This window comes from Mesorhizobium sp. M0518 (genome assembly GCF_040321125.1).
Lineage (GTDB): Bacteria > Pseudomonadota > Alphaproteobacteria > Rhizobiales > Rhizobiaceae > Mesorhizobium.
On sequence record NZ_JAMYQY010000002.1, the window covers coordinates 1 to 17,483 of the forward strand.

16 protein-coding genes and 1 pseudogene are annotated in these 17,483 nt (G+C 58.9%); 4 read left to right on the forward strand and 13 right to left on the reverse strand.

Annotated features, from left to right (window positions below; all coding sequences use genetic code 11):
• Positions 1-609 (forward strand): ABC transporter ATP-binding protein (locus NKI66_RS02865; RefSeq protein ID WP_352750729.1); only part of this gene is annotated, 609 nt, incomplete at its 5' end.
• Positions 610-630: 21 nt separating this feature from the next.
• Here NKI66_RS02865 and NKI66_RS02870 read toward each other — a convergent pair.
• The 3 genes and pseudogenes from NKI66_RS02870 to NKI66_RS02885 all read right to left on the reverse strand — a co-directional run.
• Positions 631-906: pseudogene (locus tag NKI66_RS02870) on the reverse strand (alpha/beta fold hydrolase); the annotation flags it as partial.
• 451 nt (positions 907-1,357) lie between these two features.
• Complete coding sequence (locus NKI66_RS02880; RefSeq protein ID WP_352678996.1) at positions 1,358-1,996, reverse strand: hypothetical protein; 639 nt, start codon at positions 1,994-1,996, stop codon at positions 1,358-1,360.
• 93 nt (positions 1,997-2,089) lie between these two features.
• A complete protein-coding gene (locus tag NKI66_RS02885) occupies positions 2,090-2,470 on the reverse strand; it encodes a hypothetical protein (RefSeq protein WP_352750731.1) in 381 nt (126 codons plus the stop codon).
• Positions 2,471-2,650: 180 nt separating this feature from the next.
• On the opposite strand from NKI66_RS02885, the gene NKI66_RS02890 reads away from it, so the two are divergent.
• The 3 genes from NKI66_RS02890 (at position 2,651) to NKI66_RS02900 (ending at position 8,326) form a co-directional block, all read left to right on the forward strand.
• Positions 2,651-3,394, forward strand: a complete 744-nt coding sequence (locus NKI66_RS02890; RefSeq protein WP_352751091.1) for a DUF4142 domain-containing protein — start codon at positions 2,651-2,653, stop codon at positions 3,392-3,394.
• A 21-nt stretch (positions 3,395-3,415) separates the two neighbouring features.
• Positions 3,416-4,012, forward strand: coding sequence for a hypothetical protein (locus tag NKI66_RS02895; RefSeq protein WP_352750733.1), 597 nt, complete (start codon positions 3,416-3,418; stop codon positions 4,010-4,012).
• A 246-nt stretch (positions 4,013-4,258) separates the two neighbouring features.
• Positions 4,259-8,326 (forward strand): GAF domain-containing protein, encoded by a 4,068-nt coding sequence (locus tag NKI66_RS02900; RefSeq protein WP_352750735.1) that lies wholly within the window; start codon positions 4,259-4,261, stop codon positions 8,324-8,326.
• 720 nt (positions 8,327-9,046) lie between these two features.
• Here the strand turns inward: NKI66_RS02900 and NKI66_RS02905 are convergent.
• From NKI66_RS02905 to NKI66_RS02950, 10 genes are all read right to left on the reverse strand, one after another.
• Positions 9,047-9,601, reverse strand: coding sequence for a cytochrome b (locus tag NKI66_RS02905; protein WP_352750736.1), 555 nt, complete (start codon positions 9,599-9,601; stop codon positions 9,047-9,049).
• A gap of 529 nt (positions 9,602-10,130) precedes the next feature.
• Positions 10,131-10,265 (reverse strand): YHYH domain-containing protein, encoded by a 135-nt coding sequence (locus NKI66_RS02910; protein ID WP_352679009.1) that lies wholly within the window; start codon positions 10,263-10,265, stop codon positions 10,131-10,133.
• Between the two features lie 503 nt (positions 10,266-10,768).
• On the reverse strand, positions 10,769-11,461 hold the full coding sequence (locus NKI66_RS02915) for an amino acid ABC transporter permease (RefSeq protein ID WP_023809599.1): 693 nt from the start codon (positions 11,459-11,461) through the stop codon (positions 10,769-10,771).
• 17 nt (positions 11,462-11,478) lie between these two features.
• Positions 11,479-12,195 (reverse strand): amino acid ABC transporter permease, encoded by a 717-nt coding sequence (locus NKI66_RS02920; RefSeq protein ID WP_352442493.1) that lies wholly within the window; start codon positions 12,193-12,195, stop codon positions 11,479-11,481.
• A 66-nt stretch (positions 12,196-12,261) separates the two neighbouring features.
• Positions 12,262-13,089, reverse strand: a complete 828-nt coding sequence (locus tag NKI66_RS02925) for a transporter substrate-binding domain-containing protein (RefSeq protein WP_023809597.1) — start codon at positions 13,087-13,089, stop codon at positions 12,262-12,264.
• Between the two features lie 24 nt (positions 13,090-13,113).
• Positions 13,114-13,854, reverse strand: coding sequence for an amino acid ABC transporter ATP-binding protein (locus NKI66_RS02930; RefSeq protein WP_352750738.1), 741 nt, complete (start codon positions 13,852-13,854; stop codon positions 13,114-13,116).
• A gap of 56 nt (positions 13,855-13,910) precedes the next feature.
• A complete protein-coding gene (locus NKI66_RS02935) occupies positions 13,911-14,474 on the reverse strand; it encodes a peroxidase-related enzyme (RefSeq protein WP_023809595.1) in 564 nt (187 codons plus the stop codon).
• Positions 14,471-14,941 (reverse strand): CMD domain-containing protein, encoded by a 471-nt coding sequence (locus NKI66_RS02940; protein WP_206535270.1) that lies wholly within the window; start codon positions 14,939-14,941, stop codon positions 14,471-14,473. The genes NKI66_RS02935 and NKI66_RS02940 overlap by 4 nt, the downstream gene beginning before the upstream one ends.
• Positions 14,942-14,949: 8 nt before the next feature.
• Entirely contained in the window at positions 14,950-16,419 is a 1,470-nt protein-coding gene (locus NKI66_RS02945) for an NAD(P)-binding domain-containing protein (RefSeq protein ID WP_352442494.1), read from the reverse strand.
• Positions 16,416-17,387, reverse strand: coding sequence for a LysR family transcriptional regulator (locus tag NKI66_RS02950; protein ID WP_127291977.1), 972 nt, complete (start codon positions 17,385-17,387; stop codon positions 16,416-16,418). Before NKI66_RS02950 ends, NKI66_RS02945 begins: the two co-directional genes overlap by 4 nt.
• Between the last annotated feature and the right edge of the window lie 96 nt (positions 17,388-17,483).

Genomic DNA, 17,483 nt, shown 5'->3' on the forward strand with positions numbered 1-17,483 from the left:
TTTGCCGGCCAGCTTCTTTCCACGGGCCTGAAGACGCGGCCGAAGGAGGTCCTGCGCCGCATACAGATGATTTATCAAATGCCCGACAACGCCCTGAATCCGCACCAAACGGTCGAAGAAGTCATAGCTCGGCCGCTCGAATTCTACCTCGGCCTCAAGGGCGCGCGGAGGGATCGCCGGATCGGCGAACTTATGCACATGGTCGAGATGAGCGAAGATTTTCTGGAACGCCTGCCTGGCGAGCTGTCGGGTGGCCAAAAACAGCGCGTCTGCATTGCCCGCGCGTTGGCTGCCGATCCGGAGCTTATCATCTGCGACGAGATCACGTCCGCGCTCGACCAGATCGTCCAAGAGGAAATTCTCAAGCTTCTCATTCGTCTCCAACGTGAACTCGGAATAAGCTACATTTTCATCACCCATGACATTGCTACCGTGCGCGCGATAGCCGACGAAATCGTCGTCATACATCAGGGCAAAGTCGTTGAACAGGGATTGAAGAGCGAAGTTCTCACGCCACCGCACGCGGCCTACACCGAACGGCTTTTGTCCTCTGTTCCGGAAATGAATCCGGACTGGCTGACAAGGCTGCTGGCCAGTCGGAAAATCTGACTTCGCAAGGCGGACAGGAAGAGAGCGTCGTCCCGCCGCGATCTCCTCCGCATGAGTTTCGAGCGCGAAGTGGCCCGCGTCGAAGAAATGTACCCTCGCACGGGGAATATCGCGCCTGAAGGCTTCAGCGCCGCGCGGCAAGAAAAACGGATCGTCTTTCCCGAGACCGCCAGGCAGCGTGGCTTGTGAGTCCGAAAGTAATTTTGGAAAGGTCGGGTAAAGCGTGCTCTTGTAGTCGCTTAACAAATCCAGCTGAATCTCGCCCGCGCCATCGCGTGCTAAATAAAAATTGTCGAGCCTAGCTGTCCAGCATCCAGATCGCCTTGCTGGGACCATCTCCCAGAACGGCAAAGCGTACGAGGCGGGGCTGAGCGAGGGTTTTGATCCCGTTCGCACCTATTGGCAAGAGCCGTCTGCAGCAAACCGAGCGGCGCTCCGCAGCTTCCTCGCGGAGACAACTCGCTGGCAGCACACATGGTGAGCCTGATAAAGCTGTGATCTCGCCGGATGGCTATATCCGTGGCGACTCGACCTCGACTGGCGCTGGCATCAAATGGCACTGCATCTCAGCATCAATCCGGACGCTCATGCGATCCGCGAGCTCGACCAGATGCATTAGGGTGTCGAGATGGCTCGCAAGGGCGGTGTCCCTGCTAAGCGGGTCCTGAACGCGATGCGCTTGGCGGCTTTCCTTGCGCATCTCGTACGGCGCAGGCAAACGTCCTAACCTGCTTGTACGCCCAGCCTATCAGCGCAGGAGTCCATCCTTCTCAAAATCTTCCCAGCCGCGCAAACTGGAGTGCGAGTTCTCATCGGGGCCATACCCAGCTGAAGCTGCAGTTCCGCGACCGCTTCCTTGAGCGCGTTTCATAGCGGCTTTCCCCGCGGCTCGCCGCCTATTCTCTGCAACTGTCGCTGCGTCCTGTTCGCGCCAGACCGTAACTAGGTCCCGGTCAAGCACATCCTCTACGTGCTGCGGGTCGAACACGTGAAAGGTGATGTTCCTTGCCCGCCCGCGGAGTTTCACCGTTTTCGTCCCGGCGCTTTGCAAGCGACCATCTTTCAACCAGCGGTGCCGTTCAGCCGTCGAGATCGTCAGTATGTCCTCAATTTCACGGGGAATTACGGGCAGGTTTTCGATCTTCTGCATTGCTTTGGCTACGATCCCGAATGCCACCTGCACATCTGTCTCGGCGCCTTCAGACAGCCGCAGGGTAAGCACGCGGGACTCGATATGGAGCAGTTTCATGAACTCCGTTGGAAGGCGGGCGCGTATTTCGAGAAAAATACCCTTCGCTCTGACGGAAGATCCAAGCGTTGCAGCCGGGCTTAAGGGCCACTCTCCAATCAGCTTCTCTGTTGCTTTGTTTTTTCGGCGCGTGGACATGCCCCCTTATATAGGTCACCGATTGTCGGCAGCGATGAGCCGATCGCGAAGCCAACGTGAGTTCTAACCTGCCAGCGGTCTGAACACGATGTCCTACAGGCGCAACCCGTGCTTAGCACGGTCTATTCCTTGCTGGCCGACAACATTCGGCAGGCTGGCGTCGCTCAGCGACGTCCGCTCCGCAGGAATCTCGCCGTGGCTATATCCATGGCGTGCTGGGCGCAAGCGGTTGGTCGCAGAGCCGTAGTCGTGATTTGGTTTGGTCAGCGCTGGAATGACGCTGCTGTCACTTTTCCGCTTCAGAGGAAATGTGGCGTCGCCATCCTTCTCGCCCGATAAAATGCGCGGATTGGCGCTTGAGACACCGTTGTTCTTTCCGCCTTTGTGGTGCTTTTCTGATTGGCCTCGCGCGTCTGCTTCAGGCTCTTTGCCAGAACGCTTGCCAACTTTATTGTCGTCGGAATTTTTCGCCATCAGGGCTCTCCTTTGCGAAGCAATGGCAACTCTTCGGTCGGTCTGAGGTTCCGGGACCCGCCTGCTTCGCGACGACGGGAATGGCGCCGCGAAATCTATTCCGACATTTGTCACCGTCCGGAACAAACCTTCCGCCAGGAGGTTGGAGTTCATCGTCCTCTTCAGCCAAGGAACCTCAGCATGAGAATCAAACTACGCGTGGCGTCGCTGTCGATCGGCACCGCCATGGCCTTTGTACAGCCTGCCTTGTCAGCAGAAACGGCCCAGGATTTCGTCACGAAGGCCGCGATCGGCGGGATGTTCGAAGTGCAGTCCAGCAAGGTCGCTCAAGACAAGCTCCAAGATCGGACCCTCAAGGATTTCGCTCAGAAAATGATCTCCGACCATGGTGCTGCGAACGGCAAGCTCGAAACTATTGCCGGCGAACAAAAATTGCAGGTGCCCTCCGACCTCGACGCTGCCCACAAGAGCGAAGTCGACAAGTTGCAGTCAGCTGCCGCGCCAGTCGATGCACCGTATGCCGACATGCAGAAGGCGGCGCATGCCGACGCTGTAAGCCTGTTTGAAAGCTACGCCAAGGACGGCGACAATGCCGCTCTCAAGTCGTTTGCAAACGAGACGTTGCCGACGCTCAAAATGCATCAGGAGATGATCGGCAAGGTCGCGGCTGGCGCTCCTGCCGCCGATAGCACCGCGCCAGCCGTGTCCAATGCGGACACCACAAATCCTGCAGCGCCGGTGCCTGGTGCCAACAGCTTCACCGAGGACCAGGCCAAGAGCGCCATCGAGAAGGCAGGTTACTCGGACGTCTCCGCCCTGACGAAGGATGACAAGGGCATCTGGCGTGGAACCGCGAGCAAGGACGGCAAATCCGTACCAATCGCTCTCGACTTCCAAGGCAACGTCGTTGCCGGCAACAATTGATCACAACCAAGGACAAATTAGATGAAAACCGTAACAGGCCTCTTCGACAACTACGATCAAGCAAGCGACGCTGTGGGCGAGCTTGAAGCCACAGGCGTTCCGCACGACGATATCAGCATCGTGGCCAATAACTCGGGCGGCTGGCACACAGGCGAAGCGTCTAAGGCTGGCGAGGATGCGGCAGCCGGGGCTGGTGTCGGTGCTGTTATCGGCGGGGCCGGCGGCCTGCTCACCGGCCTTGGCCTGATGGCGATACCTGGTGTCGGTCCCGTGGTTGCCGCAGGCTGGCTGGCAGCTACTGCGGTGGGCGCGGTTGGCGGTGCTGCGGTTGGTGGCGCCGCTGGTGGCATCATAGGCGCGATGACGGAGTCCGGTGTGCCTGAAAACGACGCACATGTTTATGCCGAAGGCGTTCGGCGTGGCGGAACTATGGTCACAGCCAGGGTCGAAGACGATCTTGTCCCGAACGCGGAACAGATCCTGAAGCAATATGATTCCGTAGACATCGCCGGCCGGCGAAACGAATACGAAGCAGGCGGCTGGACTGGCTTCGATCCAACGGCGGATGTCTACCCAGCAGATGACCTGGAACGCGCCAGAGGTCGTCGCAACGTTTGAGTTGAAATGACAAGTTCGGCTACAGCCGCCTTGTCCTACCTTCGCGATGTGCAGCCACGCTCTCACCCAGCCGCGATCGTCCCTGAGCAGTGAGCAAGAAGTTCGCGCCCAGCTCAGGGTCGAGCCGGTTCAAAAGCGATCTGGTCGCTGCCCTGTCGGGGCTTCGAAAAGTCCGGGTCGTCCCTAATTCTTCGCGCAGATCGCGATGCAACCAAAATCAAGCTCCGTCGTTTTGTCCGGTTCGCTATGGGGGGCGTCTTGGCAGGATTGAATGAGGACACGACGACGAGCGCTGTGTCGCGCAGCGCCGGTGAAATGGCCAACCGCATCGGCTCGTTCGCGTGGAGCGAAACGGCGATCGGGCCAGCATCATCCTGGCCAACAGAGCTCAAGACACTCGTCGATCTGATCCTCAACTCTGCACAGCCCATGTTTGTCGTCTGGGGCGCTGAGCGCATCTGGCTCTACAACGATGCGTTTCTACCTATACTGGGCCGGAAGCATCCAAGTGCTCTCGGGCTTCCCAGCCAACAGGTGTGGGCTGAAGCATGGGACATGATCGGCCCGATGTTCGATCGGGTTTTTGGAGGCGAGTCCGTGCACATGGATGACCTTGCAATCCGGATCGACAAGCATGGCGCGCCGGAAGAGGCGCATTTCGCGTTTTCCTATAACCCGATCCTGGAGCCGACCGCCGGCCGGGTCGGAGGGCTTTTTGGCGTTTGCACGGAAACGACGGACCGGTTTCTTGCCGAGATGCGCGAGCGCCTTGCTGCCGAACGGCAGATCCATCTGTTCGAACAGGCGCCCGGGTTCATCATCATCATGCGGGGTCGCAACCACGTGGTGGAATTCGTGAATGACGCGCATCGTCATGTATTCAACAGTGGCGATTGGCTAGGAAAACCCATCCGAGATGCGTTTCCGAGCCTTGAAGGACAGGGGTTCTTCGAGCAGTTGGATAACGTTCTCAACGGTGGCAAGACATTTGAAGCGCAAGGCGTTCCGGTGCGCTTTCGTCGCTCCCCGGAAAGCCAGGAAGAGGCCCGCTATCTGACCTTCATCTACGCGCCGCTTTACGACGGCAGCAGCACCGTTACGGGAATACTCTGTGAGGGGTTCGACGTGACCGAGACATACCGCGCGCGAAAAAGAAGCGCTGCGCTCGCCGAACTCGGAGACGTGGTGCGTCTAATTGAAGACCCGGATGACCTTGCCTACGCCGCAGCCGAAATCATCGGTAGGGAGCTCGAGGTGAGCCGAGCCGGCTACGGCACGATTGATCTGGCGAAAGAAACCATTTCGATCGAACGCGATTGGAACGCGCCTGGCATCAAAAGCCTGGCGGGAGTGCTGCATTTTCGCGACTATGGCACCTATATCGATGACCTCAAACGAGGCATCACCGTTGTCTTCGAGGATGCGGACAAGGATCCGCGCACAAGCCATAATGCGGCAGCGCTAAAAGCAATTAGCGCCCAATCCTTGATCAACATGCCGGTCACCGAAAAGGGTGGCTTTGTGGCGCTCCTCTACCTCAACCACAACAGGCCCCGGCGCTGGTCTGAAGAAGAGATCGAGTTCGTTCGCGAGATGGCGGAGCGAACGCGTACGGCGGTTGAACGACGGCGAGCGCAGGCAGAATTGCGCCAGAACGAAAGCCGGTTGCGCTTCCTCGATGCACTGGGAAAGGAAACGTCAAAAAGTACAGACGCAGACGCGGTCCTTGAGATCACCACCAGGATGCTGGGCAAGCGTCTCGGCGTCGCGATCTGTGCATACGCCGATATGGACCCCGACCAGGACCACTTCACGATCCGGGGAGATTGGCATCGGCAAGGCTCTTCCAGCATTGTCGGTCACTATAGCCTCGAAGCCTTTGGGCAACTCGCCGTTCTCAGACTTCATCAGGGACTGCCACTGATAATCAATGACAATCGTGTCGAGCTGGCACCGGAGGAAGCGGCCACGTTCCAGAACATCGGTATTGCCGCGACCATTTGCATGCCCCTCGTCAAGGAGGGGCGTCTTACGGCATTAATGGCAATCCATGACAACGTGCCACGGGTCTGGACCCCGAATGAGCTGGCGCTTCTGACCGAGGTCACCGAACGGTCCTGGGCGCATATCGAACGCGTAAGGTCGGATCAAGGCGCTGCCGAAACTGCAGAAAGGCTGAGTCTTGCAACCCGGGCGGCCGCCATCGGGACCTGGGACTATGATCCTGTTGCCAATCATTTGCGTTGGGACACACGGTGCCGTGCGCTTTTTGGCATCGCCTCGAGCTCCGATGTTTCTTATGAGGCGTCCTTTCTCGCAGGACTACATCCAGATGACCGCGATCGCGCGGACGAAGCTGTGAGAAAGGCCCTCTCGCCCGACAGCCTCCACCCTTTCAACATTGAGTATCGAACAATTGGCTTGGAGGACGGGATCGAACGATGGGTGGCGGCAAGCGGTCACGCCATTTTCGAAGACGAAAAGGCGATTCGCTTCATCGGCACCGTGATCGATGTTTCCGACCGCAAGAAAGCCGAGCGCCATCTTAAGATCGTGAACGATACCGGTGCGGCCGTCGCGGCCGAGTTCAATCTCGACAAGATCGTCCAGATTACAACCGACGCCGGCGTCCAGCTGTGCGGAGCACAGTTCGGCGCTTTTTTCTACAATGTCCTCGATGATCAGGGCGGCAGCTACCTGCTCTATGCCCTCTCCGGTGCCCCGCGTTCGGCATTCGAGAACTACCCGATGCCGCGTGCCACGGCGGTGTTCGAACCCACGTTCCTTGGTACGGCCGTGGTTCGTTCAGACGATATTATGAAGGACCCGCGCTATGGCAAGAATTCGCCGCGAAAAGGCATGCCGGAAGGCCACCTGCCCGTGCGCTCATATTTGGCGGTGCCCGTCGTCTCGAACTCCGGTGAGGTTCTGGGCGGGCTGTTCTTCGGCCATGCCGAAATTGGAAAGTTTCTGCCTGAGCACGAGAGTGCCCTGCTAGGTATTGCCGGACATGCCGCCACGGCAATCGACAATGCAAGGCTGTTCCAGGCGGCCGAACGAGAGCTCGCTGAACGACGACGCGCGGAGGCCGCGCTGCAGACGCTCAATTCCACCCTTGAACAACGCGTGATCGAGGAGGTTGCGGAGCGGTCGAAGGCGGAGGAGCAGTTGCGACAGGTGCAGAAGATGGAGGCCGTGGGCCAGCTGACCGGCGGCATCGCCCACGACTTCAACAACATGCTTGCCGTCATCATCGGTGGGCTCAATCTGCTTCAGCGCAAACTGTCGAAAGGCGAGACGGATGTTGGCCGCTTTGTTGAAGGCGCGATGGATGGAGCACATCGCGCCGCCGCCCTGACACAGCGGTTGCTGGCCTTCTCACGACAGCAACCACTCAAGCCAGAGCCAATCAATGCAAACCGCTTGATGGGCGGCATGACCGATCTCCTTATGCGAACGCTGGGCGAGACCATCAAGGTCGAGACTGCCTTCGGCGCCGGCCTCTGGCAGGTCGAGACGGATCCCGGACAGTTGGAAAGCGCCCTTCTCAATCTCTCTGTCAACGCGCGGGATGCAATGCCGAAGGGCGGCAAGCTGACCTTCGAAACGTCAAACGCGTACGTAGACGAGCGATACGCTCGCGAGTCCGCCATCGCCGCCGGACAGTTCGTATTGATTGCTGTGACCGACACAGGCACGGGAATGTCTGCAGAAGTTCTCGCCAAGGCTTTCGACCCCTTCTACACCACCAAGAGTGTCGGCAAGGGCACGGGGCTTGGTCTGAGCCAAGTCTATGGCTTCGTGCGACAGTCCGGCGGAAACGTCAAAATCTACTCAGAACCGGACGTTGGCACGACGGTGAAGATTTACCTGCCGAGATATTACGGCAGTGCCGAGCCGGATGCCGACCAGACGCAGCCCAGATCGATCGATGGCGGCCTCGCGAGCGAGGTCGTCATGGTGGTGGAAGATGAAGATCGCGTGCGTGCGGTTTCCGCCGAAGCGCTGCGTGAGCTTGGCTACACGGTTGTTGAGGTCAGCGGACCCAGCGAGGCCATCAAGATGATCGAGGCCGGGCAGGAATTGTCGCTGTTGTTCACCGATGTCGTGATGCCGGAGATGTCCGGGCGTCAGCTTGTCGATTTGCTGCGCAAGAAGAACCCGAAGTTGAAGGTCCTCTACACCACCGGCTACACACGCAACGCCATCGTTCACAATGGCATTCTCGATCCCGGCACGCAGCTGTTGCCAAAACCCTTCAGCCTTGAAGACCTTGCCGAAAAGGTGCGGACCATTCTCGACACCCCTTCCTAGGCAGTCAGTCAGGCACGACCGCCGCAGGGCAAACCGGCGGTGCAGAGGAACGATACAAACGCAGCGTCGTTTGCCCTGAACTGAAACAGGGCTAGATAAAATGGTTTCGCCGCGTGCTGTGTGGAAGGGATTGAGAACAGCACATTGTCGACCGACGCACCACCATCATCAGGGTTGGCTTCGCCTAACCTCCGAGAGTTCTCAGGCGAGCAAGGGCAAGGTAAGGCTCGCTTGACGAGGGCCGCCTGGCAGCCAGACGGGCTCACCGCCAACTTTGAAGCTGGGACGCGTTCGAGGACGAGGAATTGTTGCGCTGACAACGAATAGGAACCTTTCGAGCCGTCTTGCGGACGAAACAGCTTGCTGGCTGGACGCGACACTCGCATTGACGCGGTCCAGTAGTAAAGTTCGTTCGGAACTCCCATCGGATGACAGCGTTCTCGCTCAATCTCTCCACCGGCTCGACGGCATCAGGGATTTTCTAATAGTTGATGCTTGCGGCAGGTGGTGCGCTACATCGCCTGCCGAAGAATTGCGACCGCCATGGTTGGAAGCAGGACGAAATGAGATCAATCGTGGCGATTCCGGCACCGCGATGACAGGAAAATCAGCAGTCATGCAAAGCGCTCAGCAGCCATGGGCTTCGGCTCGCTGGACAAGTGGTGGGTAAAGTACGGTCCCTCAGAAGTAAGCGTCCCTTCGCTCAGCTTGGCGGCGATCCTATTGCGAGTTGGGCAAGCCAGGCAGCATCTGCCTCAGCACACGATCGTGGAGGAAGACATGGTGAAAGATAGCCGCGGCGGCGTGCAGGCTGGCGAGCCATATGAGGGCATCGCCGAGCGTGCCATGGATCTCGGCAAGGGATGCGCCGGGGCCCCATGCGCCAAGGAATGGACCAAGGGCGCCGATGCCGTATACCGTGACCGGGTGGCTGCCAAACCATGCGCCGAGCATCGCCGACGCGGGGACGGCGAAGAGCAGCGCGTAGAGCGCCCAATGCGTTGTCTTTGCCGCGACGTCCATCCAGAGAGGCATGGGCGGCGACTCCGGAATACGGTCGAAAAAACGCCAGGCCAGGCGTATGACGAGCAGCACGAAAACGGTGAACCCGAGCGATTCATGAAGCTGCAGGGTGGCAGCGTTGGCCGGCGCATAGACGCGCGTTGGAGGACCGCCTTGCGAGACAAGGAAGGCTACGAGTACGAGCAGCGCGGTAAGCCAATGAATAGCCTGGGCGAGGCTGCCGTAGCGAATTCTTGTACCAGCTAGCGACATGAAAGGGCTCCGAAACGGTATCGGAGACTATTTTCTCCGAACCTGGCGTTAATGTGCCTGTGCAGCAATTGTTTATTCAAGCACAACGAAGTTTCGATGCGGCTGAGCCGACGGAGCGGCCCGAACGAGGAAGAGCGTGCTTAGTGATCGTCGATTGGCCACGTCGAGAGCGTTCAGCGGCGCGCGGGGCAGTATCCAAGAAACCTGTGGCCGTCCAAAAGCGCCCCCCAGGATGCGATCCATCAGTTGACTTCAACGAGGCGATGCCCGGCACGGTGACGCCGTTTACTACGTCGCGGACCAGACTGGACAAGAAGGTATCGTCTCGAAGCGCCGGGATAGTCTCTATCGCAGCGGCCCGACGATGAGCTGACGAAAGATCAAGTGCTACGATGAAAAGGAGATGGACATCATTGGCGTTCAGCGCGATCGGGGAGGCGGCAAGGGTTCTTATGGCTGACAACAGCCGCTATCTCGGCACCGGTAACGTCAATCTCTAGATATCGACAAGCGCTTGTGGGACCTAAAACTAATGACAATGATATTCGCCGGTCTTGTGGTTCGTATGGCACCCGTTGCTATCAGTGCCGCCACTATGCGCATAGGCATTGGTCACAAGAGCCATAGTCAAAGCGGTCAACGCGGCCATAATTGCTGTTTTCATATTCCCCTCCGAAGTAATGTCGGCACCAAAGCACTATTCGTGCGTCGGCACAACGCCTGGGGAGAACGTTTCTCGCGTTCGGCAAAAGAAGTTGGCCGGCGCCAGGGTGGGAGCTGTTGGGCTGTGCGGCGCCGGCCAAGCGGACATCAGGTCCGCCGCCCAACACACATCGACGATTCTTCCAGGCGAAGTTATGGTGTGATCACGGAAGAACAGAAGCTGCTACCTTTCGTGGGCTGATACCGCGACACCCTTCGCCGGCAGCTTTCCGAGCTAAGGGACGGTGAACAGGTGCCTGGGCGCGGTTGCGACCGCGCGATCGGTGCTTCAGTCGGCATGAAGCCCGTCAGCAGCGACAAAAGATGCTATCAACCAAACGCATAAAACTCACCGGTACATACATCGGCTACTTGGGTTTCTCCTCAGGCTTTTCATCCCCGAAAGAATTGCCTCCCAGGTGCGGCTCGATATCCGAAGCTTGACGATTCTATCCCACATCCGCCTCATGTCCGCACCCTCAGCGCCTGCTCCAGCCTGTCGGCAATCTGTGTGACGATATAGGCAATCACCATATAGATCACGACGGCAATCACGAAGGCTTCGAGGTAGTAGTAGTTCAGCGCGGCGGTCAACTGGGACTGGGCGAAGATATCGACAACCTCGATGGCGAATCCGAGAGAAAGGGCCTTCATGATGACCATCATCGAAGTCGTCAGGTCAGGAATTGCCGTGAGAGCCACCTGGGGAAATAGGATCCGTCGGAACAGTTGGCCGCCCGTATAGCCCAGCGAATGGGCTGCGTCCGACTGACCGGTGTCGAATGCATTCAGGGCTCCCTTGATAATCTCCGATTGGAACGCGGCGACACAGCCGGTAATCGCAACTACAAGGATGACCCAATTGGGGGTTTCGTGGGCGTTGAAGTTGATCCCCAGCAATGAGAACAGGAACTGGAATGCGGGCGGCAGACCGAAATAGGCGAGGAAAATAACGATGACCATCGGAACGCCCTTGAAGACGATCTTGTAAGTCATGATGAGCTCTCGCAGCACCGGTACCCGTCTGTATTCGATAAGTGCGAATATGCTGCCGACTATCGTCGACAGGACGAAAATCATGAGCGCCATTCCAATCGTCACGGGTACGGCACTCAGAATTTCCTGCGTGTCCTGGAGCAAAATATCGGTATCAAACATGGTTGAATACCCTTACGTCAGACGCTCGCGAGGAGCTGGTTCTTGATCGGGGTTGTTGGCGTCGCCTCAGGCGCTTGCATCGGTGATCGAAGCTCGAAGAAGCGCACGATGAGCCATGCGACCAGGCACATCAGCGAATAGATGACCGCCAGGACGAGATAGGTTTCGAACTGGAATTGGTTGTAGTCTCGCTCCATGATCAGATGCGCAGTCGCCATGATGTCGGCCGCCCCGATGTACATGACCAGCGCAACGTTATGGATCAGGTAGATGACGGAGTTCCCATAGCCCGGCAAAGCGAAGTGCACCGCTTGCGGGCCGACGACGCGAGTAATTTTCTGTCGGAACGTATATCCAAGGCTGTCGGCCGCATCGTGCTGGCCGCGATCGACGGCCAGGTATGCAGGCCGCATGACTTCCGACAGATAGCCGCCGTGGTAGAGGCTCAACCCCACCATGGCAGCCATCGTCGCCGAAATAAAATCTTTGGCGCCGAACAGGATCACCAACAGCGGAAGCCCATAAAACGCGACGAACAACTGCAGTACGACAGGAACGCTCCGGGCATAGGACACGTAGAGGTCCACCAGGTGACTGATGACTGGCACCCTGCGGACCCGGAGGGTTGTCGCGATGAGAGCCAGGCAGAACCCGGAAATGAGGGCTGTAAACGTGATGGCGAGCGTCAGCGGCAGTGCCGAGAGCAACTCGGGAATCATAGCAGATACATCCACTTTGAACGCTCCTTCTTGCAATTCAGCCTTGCCGCTGACTAGCGAATATGGTCGCCGACGGCCGTGCTATTTCATGTACTGGACGATGCCCTCGCCGAACCACTTCTGCGAGAGCTTTTCGATCGTGCCGTCGTCTTTCAATTCCTTGAGAACCTTGTTCACATCGTCGGCCAGAACCTTGTTCTCGTCAGATCGGTGGATCAGCATGTAGGTGTTGTTGCTGAACACTGGCTCGGACGCCACGATATCGAGTTTCTTTTGCTCGATGACGGTCTGCTCACCGAGATTCGACGGCAGGACGAGAGCGTCGAACTTGCCGTTCTGAACTTCGTCCAGCCGGTTCGGGTAGGGGATACCGGCACTCGATGCCGTGACATCGAGCTTGTATTCCGGGTTTTCTTTCTGCCAATTCATGATGAACTTGTAGGTTCCACCGCCGGCCGTGGTCGGAACGATCCTCTTGCCGACCAGGTCTTTCATTTCCTTAATGCCGCTGTCTTTCTTGCTGTAAATCTTCATCAGGCTGGCGCCCATGGGATTTTCCGGAATGAGGAACTGCTTGGAGCGTTCGGGCGACTTGTAGTAGCCACCGACCGCGATGTCGTACTTGCCCGTGGCGAGGCCGGTTTCCTGGGCAATGTCGGAGACGCCTTCCATTTCGAACTTATACTGCGGCAGCTTTGCGTTGATCGCCTTCAGAAGATCGGGCTCATAGCCTTGCGGCTCGACGCCGATCGCGCCCCATGCCAGCGGCTTGGATTCGGCAGAGGTGGCGATCTTGATCGTCCGAACGGTCTGGCCATGGCTGATCCCCGCTGTTGCAAGGGCAATTGCGATGCCGCCAGCGATGGCCAGGGCATAGCGGCGAGAAAAACTGGATGTGATTGCAGACATTTCTTAGGTTCCCTTCTTGTTGAGCTATTGAAAAGCGAGTTCCGACTGCAGGAATTGGGCAAGTCGCGGGCTGGAAGGTGCATCGAAGATTTCAGCCGGGCTGCCATCGGCGGCAACCACGCCACGATCCATGAAGACAATCCGGTTGGAGATGTTCTTTGCGAATTGCATCTCGTGGGTCACAAGCAGCGAAGTGATCCCTGACGAGGTGACATCCTTGATCACCTTTAGAACTTCACCGACGAGCTCGGGATCCAGCGATGACGTAGGCTCATCGAAGAGTATCACGTCGGGGCGAACCGCCAGGGCGCGCGCGATGCCGGTGCGCTGGAGCTGGCCGCCCGACAGTTGGGAGGGATAGCTATCTCGCTTCGGGGTGAGGCCGACCCGCTCGAGCTCCCGCAAGGCGATCTCCCGCGCCTCATCTGCGGACTTGCGCTGCACGATCACCAGGGGATCCATCAGGTTCTGCAGGACCGTCATGTTCTTGAAGACGTTGAATTGCTGAAAGACCATCGCCGTTCGCAACCGGATCGCCTGGACAGCGGTCTTGTCGGCACGCTGGTAATCCATCCGAATCTGATCGAACGCGATGGTTCCTGAGGACGGCTTGGCAAGGTAGTTGATGCATTTCAGCAACGTGGTCTTGCCGGTGCCGCTGGGGCCGATGATCGACACCACGTCACCCCGCTTTACCGAGAGATTGACGCCGTTCAGAACCTGCGTGCTTCCGTAGGACAGCTTTATATCTTTGAGTTCAAGCATTCTGGTTGGTGCCCTTCACAGTGTGGGACGGAGTGCCTTGACCGCATGCGACATCATCACCCGCTCTCCGCATGGCCGAGAACGTGCATCAGCCGGTTTGCCCAGCCGAAGATCGATATGGCGTGGATCAGATCGATGATCTCGCGGTCATCCATGCCAACTGATCGAAGCGCGGCGATGTCGTCTGCCGTCGCTTCCGACGGCGCCGCCGACAGGCGGCGGGCAAAGCTGTAGATTGCCGCATCGCGTTGGCCGAGCGCTTCAGGTTTGTCGAGATAAAGTGCGGTGACCACTTGGTCGCTCTTGGTCAACTCCGCATGCCGGCGGGCGTGGACAACGGCACAGAATTTGCAGCCATTGACGATCGAGGCCCCCAATGCGCCAAGTTCGCGGTCGGGACGGGCGAGCCCGCCTTCGACATACATGATTGCGTTGAACAGAACCGTGCGGGCAAGATAGCTCTCTGGGTCATGCGCAAGGGTGCGCACATATTCCGAAACTTTCTTGGCCGAAGGCGTAACCTTCATCGCTTCAAGCTGTTCCGGCGTGGCTTCGGATAGCTTGACCGGCGCGATGTATGGCTGCCAGTTCAGCGGCTTCAGGCGCACCGAGGAAATCATGCCGACCTCATCAATCGCAAGCCGGTCGCTACCCGCGTCTGGAAGTTGACGAAGGCAATCAGTTCGGAGAGCGCGACGATCTGAGGATTGCTCAATCCGGCCTGGGCGAGCAGGGCGATGTCGCTCGCCTCGGCCTTTTTTGGCGTCACCGTGACCAGGTCGGCGTGCCGGGCGATAGTCGCCAATGGTTCTTCCAGAGCCGTCTCGCCCTGGGCTACAGCCAGAAGCTGCTCTGTAGGATCAAGCTGATCCAGCTGAACATCATATTCGGCCACCAGGACCGGATCGGCATTCAGGGCGGCCATGCGACGGGCAAGAGCAACACGCAAATTCGGCGCCAGCCCCTGATCGTTTGCCGGGTGCAGCACCGAGAGGCGACATTCCTCGGCCCCTCGCACGAATTCGGGCCGAAACCGCCGTGCAGCGAAAAGGGCATCGTCCGGTGAAAGACCCGCTGCCTTGTCCATTGCGTCAATCACAGCGCGGCCTCCTTGTGCAACAAGGGTGTTGAATCGACCCACTCGTCGCCCAGAAGTTCGGGCGTGTCGTAGGCGATCAGATTGGCGAAGTGGGTTTCGACATCCTCGGCAAACAGCGATGCGGCAATGCCGCGCACAAGACGGTCGGCACCGGCGCTGACGGCCGGGATGTCGCCGGAGACCTTGCCGTGCGTTAGCATGGCGGCGTCGTTGAAGCAGTGGATATGTGCAAGCATCGGGCAGGAGCCGGGGACGCGTTCGCGAAACTCGAAGGCAGGACCGAGATCCGGCGCGTCCGACATGCCTGCACGACCCGGCCCCATATCCGGCCTATATCGGCCATCCGACCAGGTGCGGATATGTGGGGCGATCGCCGCGAATTCCGGGCGGCCGTTGAAGTCATTTGAAAAACCGGTTGCCGCGATCAGGAAGTCGTAGCGCATCAGCCCTTGTGTGGTTTCGATCAGCAGGCCCTCCGGATCTTCCCTTACCGCAACGATGCCGCAGTCGAGAAAGAACCGGGCATTCGCGTGGCGAGACACGCGAAGCGTGGATGAACGCGGCGGCGGCGTCTGGGTGGAGGCGGTGTAGTCGAAGAACTTCCACTTCCAGGCATCGGGCAATTCATGCATGCCGAGTACGACACCCGGGCTGCCGATGCCGGTCAGCTTGTTGATGCGCGGCATCTCCTTGCGCCGGATCAACATGTCGACAGAACCGGCGCCCGCCTCGAGTGCGGTCGCAGCATTGTCCATGGAAGAGGCACCGGCGCCGATAACTGCCACACGCTTGCCTTTCAGCGCATCGAAATCGATGTCGTCGGCAGAATGGGCCCAATAGGCGCGATCGATCCCGTTGAGGAAATCGGGTACGGCAATACCGCCCAGACCGGAGCGACCGGTGGCCAGAACCAGACGACGGGTGAGAACCCGGCCGGATTCCGCGCCTTCGATATCGATCGCAATCAGATCACCAACGGGTTCGACGGCGGTCATGCGCACGCTGTTGCGCAATGGCAGAGCCAGGACCTTGCGGTACCAGACCAGGTAATCCATCCACTGGCCCTTGGGGATTTTGTCCAGCGACCGCCAGGCCTCAACGCCCCATTGCGCCGTGAACCAGGCGCGGAACGTCAATTGCGGCAGGCCGAGCGACGGACCGTGCAGGGTTTTCGGCGACCGGAGCGTTTGCATGCGGGCAAACGTTACCCACGGCCCTTCGAGCCCTGCCGGAGCCGCGTCATAGGCGACGACATTGGTTATCCCCGTCAGCACCAGCTTTGCCGTGGCAGCAAGTCCACACATGCCGGCGCCGATCACCACGACGTCACGGACAGGGACACCATCGTGCGAACGTGCCGGGACCCATGGCCTGGCAGGCAGTTCGAGGAAGTCGAGATCCTGCGCCAGCTGTGCCTCGAGCGCGGCAAGACTTGTCAAAATTGGCGCGGTGGGGGAATGCTTCATATCCCCGTTCCGTGATTTGTGGCGGATGCAGGATCGGTCACCAGTTGGCCGGCCAAGGCCGGATCGAGTTTCTTGAAGCCGACTATCGATCGTTCAGCCACCGCTTCGACCGCCTCCATCAACGCCTGTGCGACTGGACGAAGGGGACGTTTTTCGGCAGCCACAACCCCCCAATAAAAGAGAACGGTCGCGTCAATCGGGCGGATGGCGACCCCTGGCAAGGCCACGCCATAGGCGGTGAGGGGATCAATGACAGCGGCAACGCCGGTCCGGCGCACAAGCTGCAACGCGCCATAGGCAGTATTCGTCCGGATCACTGGCCCGGTGTCGATACCCCTGGCGGCCAATGCCTTGGAGACGTGCAGTTGGAAACGCAGCGGGTTGAGCAAGGTAGCGACGCGACGGCCGGCAAAGGCCGAAAGCGGTATGACGTCGAGTTCTGCCAGCGGATCGTCCTCCCGCACAGCAGCAACATCGGGCGCCGAATAGAGCCGCAGGACATCCAGGCCGGGTGTATCGAGCGGCAGGCTTGAAAAGCCGATCTCGGCACGACCGCTGCGCACTTCCTGGGCCACGATGGAGGGAAGAAACTGTCCGAGATGTGTCTCGTGCGGAAGCTCGATACCCTTGAGCTCGGCCATGGCCGTCGGGATCAGGCCAGTGCCGATCGCGGAGGTTGTGACAATCTGCAGGATCCGACCCCGGCCGGCGGCGATCATCTTGGCCCGCGCCGCGAGTTCGGTGAAGGACATCAGCAGTCGCCGCGCTTCTTCTTCAAATGCGACACCCTCTTCAGATAGCTGCACCCGTCGACCGACCCGGTGCAGCAATTCGAAGCCAAGTTCGCCCTCAAGATCCTGAATGGTGCGTGTCACCGCAGGTTGGGAACGCCCGAGCATGTCAGCCGCCTTGGTAATGCTGCCGCTGGCAGCCACCGCAAGGAAGGTCTGAAGGTCCCGAGTTTCCATATTCTCCCTACATGTGAAATACGTATGATTGACATCGTCTCATTCATTTTTGATATATGTCAAGCGGAAACTAATGTTCTCAGCGGCGCTTGCCGG